Raw genomic sequence first — 14,165 nt, forward strand, 5'->3', positions numbered from 1 at the left:
CCTACGCGTTGCGGGAATAAACCAGCGAGATACGGGAGCAAATAGTCCGTTGCGGGAGCAACCGACGGCGTTACGGGAATAAAATCGTCGCCCCGCGCGTTGCAGGAATAAACTAGCCAGAGGCAAAAAATAAAAAAAGCTTCATCCCGAGAAACAGGATGAAGCTGGTATATATGGTTTAATTCGTCATACACCGATTAGTTCTTCGTACGTGATCTCGATCATATCGGGATTTTCTGTCGGTGAAACGCCGAGCAAATCGCAAGGACGTCCGATTTTATCGATTTTGCCGTCTTTAATCTTCACAATGCGGTCTGCTAGTGCGTGTGCGTCGTTTTGATTATGCGTAACAAAAATAGCAGTTGTTTTAGCTTTCTTTAAAATCCGTCTGAGATCTCCGCGAATTTTCACTTGCAAATCCGTATCCAAGTTACTAAATGGTTCGTCAAGAAGAATCAGTTCAGGTTCGGGTGCCATTGCTCGCGCAAGCGCAACTCGTTGCTGCTGGCCACCGCTTAATTGGTGCGGGTAACGTTTTTCGAACCCTATAAGTTCAACGAGTTCAAGCACTTCCCCGGCACGCTTAACTTTATCTTTACGACTCATTTTCGGGAGCCCAAATATGATATTGTCTTCAACGCTCATATGCGGAAATAACGCGTAGTCCTGGAAAACCATGCCGATTCCACGTTTTTCAGGCTGAAGAAATGTATCATTGCAAAACATTTTCTTGCCGTTCAAGGTAAATGAACCTCCTGAGGGCATTTCCAGTCCTGCAATTAAACGTAGGAACGTACTCTTCCCGCTTCCGCTACGGCCAAGCATCGATATAACTTCCCCTTTTTCCACTGTGAAGGAAAAATCGTCGACTGTTTTCGAGGAAGTATTAGGATAAGAAAAATTCAAATTATTAATTTCCATATACATATTATTTTGGCTCCTCTCTGAGTAACTTATGGAAAACGAAGATTGCAATCGTGCTCACACCAACAATCAATAGTGAGGCTTGAGATGCTTCCATAATCTTTTCATCACTTGCATATTGGAACGCCTTCGTGGCGAGTGTGTCGTAATTAAATGGCCGTAAAATCAGCGTTAAGGGAATCTCTTTTAATATATCTACAAACACCAGGATAAAACCGCTGATAATTGCGCCTTTCATCATCGGAACATCGATTTTGAAAAATGTTCGAAGGCTCTTGGCGCCAAGCATGCGCGATGCATCACGGAAATTCGTTCCGATTTTATCGAAACCTGATTCAATCGAATTATATCCGATTGCGAAAAACCGTATGACATAGGCGCTTATCAACATGAACAGATTGACGCTTAAGACGAGTTCCGAATCGACGCCAAAAAACTGGTAGACAGGCGCCAGAAACCGGTCAAGCGCAATGAATGTTGTAATAACAGCCACTGCGACAACCACACCGGGTATCGAATAACCGAGAACCGTCAATTTCGGCAACACTTTCGCCAACTTGTGTTTAACAGACCTTCCGAAGTTCCCGACAACCAATGAAAAGACAATAATCAAGAACGCACCAAGTCCTGCTACGATAATCGAGTTTTTCGTGTAAAGCAGTACATCCTCCATCGGTACTTTTCCGATTGTGAGAATGACCCAGTCAATCAATTGCAGGATTGGAATTAAGAACGCCACACTAAAGATGATCAGTGTGTACAATGTCGCAAAGACCGCTTTCTTCCCTTTAAGTTTTACGAGTGGAAGCGGTCTGACTTTTGTTGTTGAATAACTATATTGCTTTCCGCCTCGCAGTAAACGTTCGATCATCAAAATGAAAATAACGATGACCATAAGCGAGGCTGCTAGTTTAATAGATGACTCCAAATCACCAAGTCCGAACCACGTTTGAAAAATAGCGGTGCTGAATGTCTGGATGCCGAAATACTTCACTACCCCGTAATCGTTTAAAACTTCTAAAATGACTAAACTCACACCGCCAATAATCGATACGCGAGAAATCGGGATCACAACTCTAAAGAAAATTTCCAAAGGGCCTTTTCCTAAAGTTCGCGCACTTTCAATTAAAGAGGCAGATTGATGAGAAAGAAAAATTCTTGTAATCATATAAACGTACGGGTAAAGCACCAATGTATAAATGAAAATCGCACCCGGAATATTCATTATATCAAAATAGGCGGGATTCGGCGTTATATCGAAATGGTTACGAAGCGTCTTTTGAATGACCCCCGTGTAATTTATGATGCCATGGTATGTATAAGCACCAATAAAAGGCGGAATCGATAAAGGAAGAATAAGTGCCCATTTCATGAAATTCCGAAGTGGAAAGTCATATTGGGCTATGAGCCAAGCAAGACTGAGCCCGATTGAAATTGTGAACAGCGCCGTAAAGAAAACAAGTGTAAGAGTTGTCTTCACATAATTTAAAAGCATGAACTCTTTAATATGCGACCAATTTTCACTTGCCGGAGCAAAAATGCCTAAAACGATCGACAAATTCGGTAAAAACAGCAAGATGATAATTAGTACGGCAGAAATTGTCCACCCATTGACATTAGCAAAACGCTTGTTCATAGCAAAATCCATCCTTTACCTTTTCCCCAACAATCCCCTACCGAAAGTCTTCGGTAGGGGTCCAACTTTTATTTCCAGCCGACTTCGTTGAAAATCATGATTGCTTTCGCGTTATGTTCTCCAAGAGTCGTTAATGGAATATCTTGTTCTTTAAAGTCTCCCCATGATTGAAGGAGTTCTGAAGGTTCTACATTTTCATTCACCGGGTATTCATAATTTGCAGAAGCAAATTTGCCTTGCGCTTCTTCTCCTGTAAGGAATTCAAGTAATTTAACTGCGTTGTCCGCGTTTTTCGAACCATTGACGACTCCGGCTCCACTTATATTTACATGCGCCCCAGTTGTTTCTTGGTTCGGGAAGAATACGCCAAGGCTCTCAGCCACTTTCACTTCTTCCGGTTCTGAGGAATTAAGCATTTGTCCGAAATAGTATGAGTTCATAATTGCTACGTCACCAATACCCGCTGCGATTCCTTTCGCTTGGTCACGATCTCCGCCCTCTGGATTTCGAGCTAAATTGTCGACAATGCCCTGTGCCCATTCTTTTGCTTTCTCTTCTCCATCGATTTCGATGAACGAAGCGAGTAGTGATTGGTTATAAACACTTTCTGATGATCGAACGAGAACACGGTTTTTCCACTCGTCTTCTGTAAGTGCTTCATACGTGGAAAGTTCCTCAGGTTTTACCTTATCTTTATTATACACTAGAATACGTGCACGTTTAGTCAAACCGACCCACATATCGTCAACATCACGCAAGTTTTCAGAGATTTGTTTCGATAATTTGTCACTTGACACGCTTTGAAGTAGCCCATCTTCTTTCGCGCGGTACAGTCTGCCAACGTCAGCAGTTAGAAATAAATCCGCTTTTGTTGCAGTTCCTTCGCGTTTGATCCGTTCGATGAGTACATCTGCTTCGTCTTTGATAACGTTTACTTTTATGCCAGTTTCTTCTTCAAATTTCTTATATAATTCATTATCCACGTCGTAATGACGGCTCGTATACAAATTCACTTCCGACTTTTCGGATTTCTTTGCATCTGTATCAGTGCCGCTTTCTTTTTTGGTTGCGCTTCCACATGCTGCAAGTACGAGCATCATCGCGACAACGATTAAGAATAAACTCTTTTTCATATGTTCCACTCCAGACAATTGTTTTTGATTGAAAATGATTCTCAATCTCATCAATAAATATATAATGAGTCCCGGCAGAAGTCAATTTAATATATATAATTTCTAATAATGGGCAGCCCCTTCTCTAGTAATATGTTTTACCAAATACGCCGGTGCAATTATTTCGAATAAGCCGTGTCGAGGAAGGAAAAGATTACAGTGAAGAAGGTGCAAAAATGAATATTGAAAAGTACAAAGCCATTCAGACTGAGCTATCCAACCAAACTTCTTTGGAAGACAGATGTCACAGTATTAAATTTTGTGCTGGCGTTGATGTCGCTTATAAGGAAATAGCAGATACAGAATGGGGCGTCTGCAGCATTGTCGTTATCGATTATGCGACGAAAGCGGTTGTTGAAAAAACCTCCAGTATCGGGAAAATCACCGTTCCTTATATTCCCGGCTATTTAGCATTCAGGGAACTCCCTCTCGTTATTCAAGCCGCGAATAAATTATCAATAGACCCCGACTTATTTATATTCGATGGCAATGGCTATTTGCATCCACGTCATATGGGTATCGCAACACATGCTTCTTTCTTTCTCAATAAACCCACATTCGGCGTTGCGAAAAATTATTTTAAAATAGACAATGTTGATTTCACAATGCCTGAGAATGTTTCAGGTTCTTATAAAGATATCATCATAAGAAATGAAACCTTCGGCAGAGTTTTACGAAGTCATAAAGATGTGAAGCCCATTTTCATCTCTTGCGGGAATTATATTGATTTAGAAAAAACTACTAAAATCACGCTGAACTTAATTAACAAGGAAAGCCGAATACCCATTCCAGTTAGATTAGCGGATTTGGAAACGAAACGTATGAGGAAACAACTATAAGTAATGTTTTCGGATCAAAAAACACAAAAAACCCCTATATCGATGAATTGATACAAGGGGATTAGTTTTCTTAGAATGGATACTCGCGTTTATCTTCTTGAACAGAAATCCATTTGAATGTCGTGAATTCATCTAATGACCATTCTCCGCCGAACCGGCCGACACCAGAACTCTTTTCCCCGCCGAATGCGACGAGCGGTTCATCATTCACACTTTGGTCGTTGATGTGAACCATGCCCGTTTCCATTTTCCCGGCAAAAGCCATCGCTTTTTCAGTAGTTCCCGCATGGACAGATCCGCTGAGACCGAATTGAGTGTCGTTCGCTACGCGAAGTGCTTCTTCTTCGCTCGAAACCGGAATAATTGTCACGACAGGTCCGAACATTTCATTTTTTGCGGTGGACGTTTCATTCGTCCCCTTTAGAATATACGGTGACATGACATTGCCATCGACTGTGCCCTCAAGCAGAATTTCCGCACCTTCCTCTTTTGCCTTTTCAACTTCCCCAAGAATACGCTGCACCGCATCTTGGTTAATGAGCGGTCCTATCAAGGTATCAGTATCTGAAGGGTTGCCGACTTTAATCTTTTTCGATAGTTCTACGTACTTTTGCGTAAACTCTTCATAAATGTCCTCGTGGACGATAATCCGATTAACAGCCATGCAAATTTGGCCGCTATGCATATACTTACCGAACGCAGCACCATCGACAGCGCGTTCAATGTCTGCATCCTCAAGAACAACAAAAGGATTGTTTCCGCCGAGTTCGAGAACAACTTTCTTGATCATGCGACCGCAAATTTCACCGATATGACGACCGACCCCAGTTGAACCAGTGAAAGAAATCATGCGCGGAATCGGATGTTCGACAAAAGCATCACCGATTTCACCAATATCCGGGACGACGACATTCAATACACCTGCCGGAACGCCCGCCTCTTCAAAGATTTTACCAAGAACCGTTCCGCCTGACATCGCTGTCTGTGAATCCGGTTTTAATACAACACTGTTCCCTGCTGCGAGCGCTGGTGCAACAGAACGCATCGCTAGATACATTGGAAAGTTGAACGGTCCAATGACTCCGACAACTCCTAAAGGTTTACGGAATACTTTATTTTTCTTGCCCGGTACGATTGACGGCGGTGATGTCGCTTCTACATGAAAAGGAAACGATGAAGCGTGTCGCGTAATCGCGATACAGAAATCGACTTCCACATTCGCTTTGATAAACGTAGAACCTGAATCTTCAATGAGTAGTTGAACCAATTCCTCTCGGCGTTCCTCCATAATACGTGCCGCTTCATTCATAATTCGGGAACGTTCGAAAGCATTAACCCCGGCCCATTCTTCTTGAGTGATTTTCGCTGATTGATATGCTTCTTCAATATCCGCCACACTTGCTGACTTGAAAGATGCGATATTATCCTGCGTATAAGGATTTATCAAATCGATTGTGCTCGATCCTGTGCCGTCATTCCATTTTCCTCCGATAAATTGCGAATCTAAACCAGTGTAACTAACCAAAATAAAACTCCTTTCCGTATTTCATGTTCCTAATTAGTTTTCCCTTCAAGTAGTTAGGTAAACATTTGAAAGAGTACAAAAAAGCTCTGTTTTTCAAAGAACTTAATAAGGAATATAAAGCGAATTATGCGGAAGTCGTTTCTGCCGTTTTGAACACACTACTCTGAACTGAAGAAAGAATTTCCGCCGAATCTATTGAAATCAATTAAAGTAATGTGTCGAAAAACTCCTGTCCATTGGAAAACATCCAACCTTCCCGCTTTAAGAACATCATACGATCCCAAAACCATGGTGCATTTCTCCCATAACCCCGGCATGAATAGTTCATCCGAGACACCGTTGAGATTTGCAATGCCCCCTACTCTATTGCTATATCTTAGAAGTTTTTTGTCACTTAATTTAGAATCAAATAGACTACCACGACTTTTCACTCATATCCGACTATTCCATCAAAAAACCTTGACTCTTTCGAAAAGGATAGATAGAATCCAATCTAACGTTCGAACGTTAATCTCTAATTACTCGATCGACATTTCAAAAATTGAATAGTCATGCTTCTTATCAAGAGAGGTGGAGGGACTGACCCTTTGAAACCTCAGCAACCAGCAAATTTTCATTGTATGGTGCTAAGTTCAGTAGAATACATTCGTATTCTTCTAGATGAGACGGCTGAAACTACAGCTAATTTATGTATTTCGCCCTCTTCTCATCTCGAGAAGAGGGTTTTTAATTTTTCTGAGGAGGTGTTATTTTATGGTTGTTGATGTTCATTTGCCAGATCTTTCATTCGTCCGGAAGATTGAAGAGTCTTACTACATCAACCGTGGTGTTTACAATACAATCGACGCATGGTTTTACGGCAGTGGGTTCATAGATGTTACAGAACGAAGAGTGCATATTCTAAAGTTTTTGCAATACATAACAGCGAATTTGACAGAAGAACAATCGGCAAAGCGACTCTTCTTCCCAGCTGGATTAACGAATACATTGGAAAGTTATGTGGAAATTCAAGGAATTGAAAAGAATGCAGTATTTGCATAGTTAAAACGCAACAAAAAATTAGGAGGAATTAACAATGACTAAAAAAAGAATTTTATTAAACGCATTTGATATGAACTGTCCAAGTAACCAGTCTCCCGGACTCTGGTCCCATCCGGACAGCGAAGCACATCGCTACACGGATATAAATTACTGGATTGAGTTTGCAAAGTTATTAGAAGAAGCGCAGTTTGACTCCGTTTTTTTAGCAGACGTACTGGGTCCGTATGATGTCTATGAAGGGAAAAGAGACGCGGGTCTTAGACAAGCGGTGCAATCCCCTATCAATGATCCACTGCTAATCGTTCCTGCAATGGCTGCAGTTACAAAAAACTTGTCATTCGGCATTACTGCGTCCGTCACACATGAACATCCATATACTTTTTCTCGTCGCATGTCGACATTGGATCATTTAACGAAAGGCCGAGTTGGCTGGAATGTCGTAACTTCTTATTTGAAAAGTGCTGCATTAAATATGGGACTTGACGAACAAATTGCACACGATGAACGATATTCAATCGCTGAAGAATATTTAGATGTTTGTTATAAATTATGGGAACAAAGCTGGGATGAAGATGCTGTTGTTCGAGACACAAAAAGAAAGATGTATGTTGATCCGGACAAAGTACACGACATTCAACATAAAGGAAAGTATTTCTCTGTTCCGGGAGCACATTTATGCGAACCATCTCCACAACGAACACCAGTCATTTTCCAAGCTGGTTTATCGCCAAGAGGCAGTGCATTTGCGGCTGAACACGCGGAAGGTATCTATGTCTCCATGCCAACAACTGATATTGCACGAAAGTTTGTCGATAAAATACGCGGTCAGGCAGAAGAGTTTGGAAGAAAAGGCGAAGACATCAAAGTGTATAGTCTTTTCACGCCGATTGTTGGCCGAACGCAAGAAGAAGCAGATGCAAAATATGAGGATTACAAACAACATATTAGCATTGAAGGCGCGATGAGCTTATTTAGCGGATGGACTGGAATCGATTTATCTGAATATGACCTAGATGAAGACTTGCAATTTGTTGAAAATGATTCAATGCGCTCACGCGTTGAGATTTTCACAAAAGTGGATCCCAACAAAAAATGGAACATTCGAGAAATTGCAGAGTTTGTGGGTATCGGCGGTATCGGTCCAGTTGTTGTCGGCACTCCTGAAAAAATTGCAGATGAAATGGAACGCTGGGTGAACGAGGCCGACGTTGACGGATTCAATATCACTTATGCAATTAAACCAGGGTCCTTTAAAGATTTTGCAGAATTGGTCACGCCTGTTCTACAAGAACGTGGATTAATTCGCAAAAAAGATGATGTACAAGAAACGACCATGCGCGGAAATTTGTTTGGAACCGATCGATTACCGGTAAATCACCCCGGAAAAAGATTTTCACACGTCACTGTCTAAATAATTATGAATAAAGGTGGAAGATAAAATGAGAAAATTCATATTCGGTTTGCTAACGTTGTTTACTTTGCTCGTCCTTGCTGCATGCTCTTCCAGCGAGGCGAGCGGGGATAAAAAAGAGTTGAAAATTGGGGCAACGTCGGGACCATATGCAGATCAACTGAAAGAAAGCATTATTCCATTACTGGAAAAAGACGGTTTCAAAGTAAAACTTGTAGAATTCAATGATTACATCCAGCCAAACCGCGCATTAGAAGAAGGTAGCATCGACGCGAACGTTTTTCAAACGTCTGTCTATTTAGAGGCTTTCAATAAAGAACATAAGTCGAATTTGGCAATCGGTCATGCTGTCCCTACCGCGCCGATTGGTCTTTATTCGGAAAAGTATAAAGATGTTTCTGACGTGAAAGAAGGAATGAAGTTAACGTTGTCAAACGACCCAGTTAGCATGGCGAGAGCCCTTCAAATGCTGGAGCGTTTCGGATGGATTACACTTGCAGGTGAAATCGATCAAACTCGAGCTTCTGAAAAAGACATCGTTGATAATATATACAACTTAGAAATTATTGCAATGGACGGCGCACAACTTCCAAGGTCACTAGGCGATACCGACTTTGCATTCATTAACGGAAATTTCGCAATCGCATCGGGGTTAAACTTAGAAGACGCTGTTCAACTAGAGGATACGCCGCCTGAATTTATGAATAACATTGCCTATCACAAAGACAGCTTGGATAAACCGTTCGCGGAGGCGATCAAGAAAGCATACCACTCTGAAGCATTTTTAAAATATACAAACGAAAATAATGCCGGATTTACAAAACCCGATTATCAGAATGAATAGGAGGTGCTTCTGTGATTGAACTTGTGAATGTCACGAAAACCTATAAAGAAGTCACGGCCGTTGATAATGTCAATCTCACCATTCCGAAAGGTGAAATTTTCGGCATTATCGGTTACAGCGGTGCTGGAAAAAGTACATTACTCAGATGTTTAAATTTGCTTGAAAAACCGACGGAAGGTCAAGTGCTCATCAATAAAAAAGATTTGACTGCTTTATCAAAAACAGAAGTGCGAAAAGAGCGTTTGAAAATTGGCATGATTTTTCAACACTTTCACTTAATCAGCTCTGCGAAAGTGTATGATAATATTGCTTTTTCAATGTTGGCGGCTGGAAAAACGAAGGTTGAAATTCAGCGACGCGTTCCGGAATTACTTGAAATGGTCGGCCTTGCTGATCGTGCGGATTATTATCCAGCTCAACTATCAGGTGGCCAGAAACAGCGCGTCGGAATTGCCCGCGCGCTTGCAAACGATCCAACCGTCCTACTTTGCGATGAAGCAACTTCCGCACTCGATCCAAATACGACAGCATCTATTTTGAAATTATTGAAAGAAATAAATGAAAATCTAGGGATTACCATCGTCCTCATTACACATGAAATGGAAGTTGTACAACAAATTTGCCACCGGGTTGCAGTGATGGAAGATGGCAAAGTGATTGAGGTGAATGAAGCGTACGAATTGTTTGCTGCTCCTCAAACTCCGTTGTCCAAGCAATTTGTTCAAACCGTTCATTCGTTAACATTGCCGGAACGTTTACTAGAGGCAAGAACAGGATCCATTGTTCAAATTACGTTCCGCGGTGACTCTGCAGAAGACAGTATCATCTCAGAAACGATCAATCGTTTCAAAGTCATCGTAAATATTTTGCATGGCCAAATTAGCTACATACAAGATCGTCCGTTAGGTATTCTTATTGTTGAAATTAAAGGCGAACAATACGAAATCGAACGCGCAATCGAGTATATTACGATTCGAACAAACAATTTGGAGGTGCTTGCCGATGTCTCTTAACTTACTAAATGAATTCGGAATTGCGTTTTGGGAAACTGCTTGGATGTTAACAATATCAGTCACTTTTGCAGTACTGATCGGAATCCCGCTTGGAATTGGACTGTTTGTCACGAGTGAAGGAATGTTTTGGGAAAATCAAATTCTACAAAGCGTATCTGGAACGATTATTAATATTATTCGTTCCATTCCATTCGTCATCTTACTTGTCGTGCTACTCCCATTGACGACATTCATTCTTGGCACCTCAATGGGACCTACTGCGGCTAGCTTATCGCTAACGGTAGCGGGCATTCCATTTTACGCACGACTGGTGGAAAACTCTTTACGAGAAATTGACAAAGGCGTCATTGAAGCAGCTGAATCTTGCGGCGCATCCCCATGGCTTATCATTCGAAAAGTGTTATTGCCTGAATCGAAATCAGGACTCATCTCGGGTTTGACAGTAACGATTATTAGTTTGTTAAGCTATTCGGCGATGGCAGGTATGATTGGCGGGGGCGGCATCGGAGACTTGGCCATCCGTTTCGGTTATTACCGCTACCAAAACGAAGTGATGGTCATCACCGTCGTCTTCTTAATCTTCCTTGTTCAGCTCATTCAATTTATTGGTGACCGTGCGGCACATGCGGCTGATAAAAGGTAATTCAAAAACTTAAAAGCGCTACACACGCTGACAATACAGCATGTGTAGCGCTTTTGAATTTTTGAACTTCTGCAACCTTCTCTTATATACGTCCCAGTGGTTTATTTTAGTCCTGCCATTTTAACCTCTGTCAGCGATTTATCAATAATTGAAATAATCGTCTCCACTTCTTGCTTATTAATACAAAACGGCGGAGCAAAGGCTAGCGTATCCTGTCCTTCATAAATAATAGCTCTTCCCAACAGACCATGTTTCAACGCTTCATCTACCACTTTTAATGAAACTGGCTCAGAGAAACGGGTATTTGTTTCTTTGTCTTTCAGAATTTCAACCGCTCCGAGCAATCCGATCCCCCTGATATTGCCGATTTCCTCATGACGCTGTTCCAACCATTTGAAACCTTTTTGCAATTCCGCCCCCATGTTCAGAACGTTTTCTATCAAGTTTTCTTCTTCGATAATTTCCAAGTTCTTCAATGCTACTGCACAGCACATGGGATGACCGCTATATGTGTAACCGTGCATATAAACGCCATCTGTTAATTCAATGAGCTCATTTTTAAGTTTTTCCGAAATGACCATGCCACCAAGAGGCGCATAACCACTTGAAATTCCTTTAGCGATAACCATCATGTCAGGAACAGCATCGAAGTTCTCCATTCCGAAGTTTTTACCAGTCCTGCCAAAACCCGTAATCACTTCATCTGCAATGAACAGAATCTCATTTTGATCACATATTTCCCGGATCTCTTTGAAATAATTAGGCGGTGGCAAATTGACGCCACCTGACCCTTGGACAGGCTCCGAGATGAAAGCCGCAATCGTTTCCGCTCCTTCGCGCGCAATCAGTTCCTTCAGTGATTCGATTGTAGAATCCACGTAATAGAAGTCCGGCGCTAATGAAGGGAAGTCCCTAAAAGCAGGCAGCCCTGTTGCACTTGAAGCGCCCACGGATACGCCATGATACGATTTTTGGCGGGAAATGATTTTCTTTTTCTCGGATTTCCCTTTCAACTGCCAATAATAACGGGCGGTTTTAAATGCTGTATCATTTGCGTCTGACCCTCCTGATGTAAAGAAAGTCATCGTTAAATCTCCGGGGGTCATTTGCGCCACCTTTTCAGCCAACTTGATAACAGGTTCGTGGCTGTTTGTAGCAAACGCAGAGCTGAATGCCAGTTTCTTCATCTGTTCCATCGCCGCTTGACCGAGCTCTTCCCGGCCATGGCCAATATTGACGTTCCATAAAGAGGACAGTCCGTCAATCACTTGTTTCCCTCTAATATCTTTCAAATAAATCCCTTTACCTTCTGTAAAAATAAAACCGGGTCCCCGTTCTTGTTGTTGTTTGAATGAGGACGTAGGATGCATAAAATGCTTCTTGTCAAGAGCCGCCAATTCCTCATATTTTCTTTGTACACTTTCAACCGTTTTCATCGTCATATTGTTTCCCTCCATTTATGAATGATAATAAATTGCTATTTGGTATCTCCTTGGTACCCGCATGTGACTTAATTTTTAGCGGTGCTGCTTGGTAGGTCACCACACTCTCAGTCACAACTTCTTCGCTGACCTCGGCTTCTTGTTCCACTTCTACGGTAACTGTTTCGTCTTGCCTTATTGTCTTCAGCAAGGAGAAGCCCATTAAAAGTAAAATGACGGTGAGCGGAAGTGCGGCTACCAGAGAAGCAGTTTGTAGACCTTGCAGCCCGCTACTAATGATTAGGACAGCAACAATAGCGGACATGAGTACGCCCCAAATCGATTTTACAAGATTGCTTGGATTCGGATCTCCATTCGTCGTCATGATCCCCAACACGAAAGTGGCTGAGTCAGCCGATGTCACAAGGAACGTGATGATTAACAAAATAAAGACGACGGATAGCACTGTACTCATAGGGAAATTTTCAAAGGTTGCAAAAAGCGCACTAGTCACATCATTTTGCACCGCTCCCGCAATATTCGTGTTTTGAAACAAATCCATATAAAGTGCCGTCCCCCCAAACACGGCTATCCATACAGTGGCAATGAACGGCGGAACGATTAATACTCCAAAAACGAATTCGCGAATGGTCCTTCCTCTTGAAATCCGGGCAATGAATGCGCCGACGAAAGGCGACCAAGCAATCACCCATGCCCAATAGTTAACTGTCCAACCCTTCGACCATGTATTGCCATCGTAAGGTGAAAGACCAAGACTCATGCCGAAGAAATTCTGCATGTAATCACCTATGCCCAATGCGAATACTTCTAATATGAATTTCGTAGGACCTAAAAACAAGACAACTATTATCAATCCTATTGCAAGACTTAAATTCAAGATGCTAAGGAATTTTATCCCTTTATCCAGTCCTGTCAACGCGGAGGTCAAATATAACAGTAGTAGGCCTCCAGTAATGACCAATAAGAAAATCGTATTTTGTGGAACGTTGAACACATAATTCAACCCGCCGTTAATTTGTAATATTCCCATCCCGACGGAAGTCGCGACACCCAAAACCGTAGCAATTACCGCCAAAATATTGATTGTGTTTCTCAGTAACTTCTTACCACTTTTTCCGATGACTGGGTTCAACGTGTTGCTGATTATTCCTCTTTCATTTTTTCGGAATTGGAAATAGGCCAAAGTCAATCCGACAATCGTGAACACTGACCATTGGTGCACACCCCAGTTAAAAAAGGAATATTGCATAGCCAGCCTTGCAGCTTGTGTGCTCAATCCTTCCGTACCCGTTGGCGTATTGGTGAAATGACTCATCGGCTCGGCAATCCCCCAAAATACAAGACCTGCTCCAAAACCCGTACTAAACAACATGCCGATCCAAGCAAAATAGGAGTATTTCGGCTTTTCATCGTCCCTGCCCAATTTGATCCGACCATATTTACTTATGGCAAGCCCCGCGCAGAATAAGACTATGACCAAGACTGAGAGTAAATAGAACCATCCGAATGCGTCCGATGTAAAGTTATATGCTGCATCTGCCCAACGAGACATACCAGCAGAATCCACCGTCCCCCATATGACCAGTAATGTGATGATTACCGCCGATGTCCAAAAAATGTTGTTCATATGTTTTGCCCTAATTTTAGGTTTCATATAATTACTCCTTTTTTAGTT

General features: G+C 42.0%; 12 protein-coding genes and 1 riboswitch. Of the genes, 6 read left to right on the top strand and 6 right to left on the bottom strand.

Features of this window, described 5'->3' with window-relative positions; all coding sequences use genetic code 11:
* Window positions 1-186 precede the first annotated feature (186 nt).
* The 3 genes from JSQ81_RS02820 to JSQ81_RS02830 all read right to left on the bottom strand — a co-directional run bounded on the left by JSQ81_RS02820 (window position 187) and on the right by JSQ81_RS02830 (window position 3,693).
* A complete protein-coding gene (locus tag JSQ81_RS02820) occupies window positions 187-927 on the bottom strand; it encodes an ABC transporter ATP-binding protein (RefSeq protein ID WP_212606228.1) in 741 nt (246 codons plus the stop codon).
* A 1-nt stretch (window position 928) separates the two neighbouring features.
* Window positions 929-2,560 carry an ABC transporter permease gene (locus JSQ81_RS02825; protein WP_212606229.1) on the bottom strand — a complete coding sequence of 544 codons (1,632 nt, stop codon included), beginning with the start codon at window positions 2,558-2,560 and terminating at the stop codon, window positions 929-931.
* Window positions 2,561-2,628: 68 nt separating this feature from the next.
* Entirely contained in the window at window positions 2,629-3,693 is a 1,065-nt protein-coding gene (locus tag JSQ81_RS02830) for a Fe(3+) ABC transporter substrate-binding protein (protein ID WP_212606230.1), read from the bottom strand.
* 215 nt (window positions 3,694-3,908) lie between these two features.
* Between JSQ81_RS02830 and JSQ81_RS02835 the strand changes: the two genes are divergently transcribed.
* A complete protein-coding gene (locus tag JSQ81_RS02835) occupies window positions 3,909-4,571 on the top strand; it encodes an endonuclease V (protein ID WP_212606231.1) in 663 nt (220 codons plus the stop codon).
* Between the two features lie 70 nt (window positions 4,572-4,641).
* On the opposite strand, the gene JSQ81_RS02840 is transcribed toward JSQ81_RS02835, so the two are convergent.
* Window positions 4,642-6,096, bottom strand: coding sequence for an aldehyde dehydrogenase family protein (locus JSQ81_RS02840; RefSeq protein WP_212606232.1), 1,455 nt, complete (start codon window positions 6,094-6,096; stop codon window positions 4,642-4,644).
* A gap of 555 nt (window positions 6,097-6,651) precedes the next feature.
* Window positions 6,652-6,763, top strand: a riboswitch (SAM riboswitch).
* Between the two features lie 86 nt (window positions 6,764-6,849).
* Here JSQ81_RS02840 and JSQ81_RS02845 point away from each other — a divergent pair.
* From JSQ81_RS02845 to JSQ81_RS02865, 5 genes are read left to right on the top strand one after another with little or no spacing between them, the layout of a single operon-like run.
* Window positions 6,850-7,137: a hypothetical protein gene (locus tag JSQ81_RS02845; RefSeq protein WP_212606233.1), complete on the top strand. Its 288-nt coding sequence runs from the start codon at window positions 6,850-6,852 to the stop codon at window positions 7,135-7,137.
* A 34-nt stretch (window positions 7,138-7,171) separates the two neighbouring features.
* Entirely contained in the window at window positions 7,172-8,548 is a 1,377-nt protein-coding gene (locus tag JSQ81_RS02850) for an LLM class flavin-dependent oxidoreductase (RefSeq protein ID WP_212606234.1), read from the top strand.
* A 28-nt stretch (window positions 8,549-8,576) separates the two neighbouring features.
* Window positions 8,577-9,392: a MetQ/NlpA family ABC transporter substrate-binding protein gene (locus tag JSQ81_RS02855; protein ID WP_212606235.1), complete on the top strand. Its 816-nt coding sequence runs from the start codon at window positions 8,577-8,579 to the stop codon at window positions 9,390-9,392.
* A gap of 11 nt (window positions 9,393-9,403) precedes the next feature.
* Window positions 9,404-10,405 carry a methionine ABC transporter ATP-binding protein gene (locus JSQ81_RS02860; protein ID WP_212606236.1) on the top strand — a complete coding sequence of 334 codons (1,002 nt, stop codon included), beginning with the start codon at window positions 9,404-9,406 and terminating at the stop codon, window positions 10,403-10,405.
* The gene (locus tag JSQ81_RS02865; RefSeq protein ID WP_212606237.1) at window positions 10,395-11,048 is read left to right on the top strand and encodes a methionine ABC transporter permease; all 654 of its coding nucleotides are present in this window, start codon (window positions 10,395-10,397) and stop codon (window positions 11,046-11,048) included. Before JSQ81_RS02860 ends, JSQ81_RS02865 begins: the two co-directional genes overlap by 11 nt.
* Before the next feature lie 101 nt (window positions 11,049-11,149).
* On the opposite strand, the gene JSQ81_RS02870 is transcribed toward JSQ81_RS02865, so the two are convergent.
* A complete protein-coding gene (locus JSQ81_RS02870) occupies window positions 11,150-12,490 on the bottom strand; it encodes an aminotransferase family protein (protein ID WP_212606238.1) in 1,341 nt (446 codons plus the stop codon).
* On the bottom strand, window positions 12,471-14,144 hold the full coding sequence (locus JSQ81_RS02875) for a BCCT family transporter (RefSeq protein ID WP_212606239.1): 1,674 nt from the start codon (window positions 14,142-14,144) through the stop codon (window positions 12,471-12,473). Before JSQ81_RS02875 ends, JSQ81_RS02870 begins: the two co-directional genes overlap by 20 nt.
* Window positions 14,145-14,165: the final 21 nt, after the last annotated feature.

It is taken from the genome of Sporosarcina sp. Marseille-Q4063, assembly GCF_018309085.1.
Taxonomy (GTDB): Bacteria; Bacillota; Bacilli; order Bacillales_A; family Planococcaceae; genus Sporosarcina.

What these genes read in the sequence shown, in the direction of transcription:
- JSQ81_RS02870 (WP_212606238.1), bottom strand. Translation starts at nt 12,490, where the DNA reads ATGACGATGAAAACGGTTGAAAGTGTACAAAGAAAATATGAGGAATTG.
- JSQ81_RS02875 (WP_212606239.1), bottom strand. Translation starts at nt 14,144, where the DNA reads ATGAAACCTAAAATTAGGGCAAAACATATGAACAACATTTTTTGGACA.
- JSQ81_RS02825 (WP_212606229.1), bottom strand. Translation starts at nt 2,560, where the DNA reads ATGAACAAGCGTTTTGCTAATGTCAATGGGTGGACAATTTCTGCCGTA.
- JSQ81_RS02820 (WP_212606228.1), bottom strand. Translation starts at nt 927, where the DNA reads ATGTATATGGAAATTAATAATTTGAATTTTTCTTATCCTAATACTTCC.
- JSQ81_RS02830 (WP_212606230.1), bottom strand. Translation starts at nt 3,693, where the DNA reads ATGAAAAAGAGTTTATTCTTAATCGTTGTCGCGATGATGCTCGTACTT.
- JSQ81_RS02850 (WP_212606234.1), top strand. Translation starts at nt 7,172, where the DNA reads ATGACTAAAAAAAGAATTTTATTAAACGCATTTGATATGAACTGTCCA.
- JSQ81_RS02845 (WP_212606233.1), top strand. Translation starts at nt 6,850, where the DNA reads ATGGTTGTTGATGTTCATTTGCCAGATCTTTCATTCGTCCGGAAGATT.
- JSQ81_RS02835 (WP_212606231.1), top strand. Translation starts at nt 3,909, where the DNA reads ATGAATATTGAAAAGTACAAAGCCATTCAGACTGAGCTATCCAACCAA.
- JSQ81_RS02855 (WP_212606235.1), top strand. Translation starts at nt 8,577, where the DNA reads ATGAGAAAATTCATATTCGGTTTGCTAACGTTGTTTACTTTGCTCGTC.
- JSQ81_RS02865 (WP_212606237.1), top strand. Translation starts at nt 10,395, where the DNA reads ATGTCTCTTAACTTACTAAATGAATTCGGAATTGCGTTTTGGGAAACT.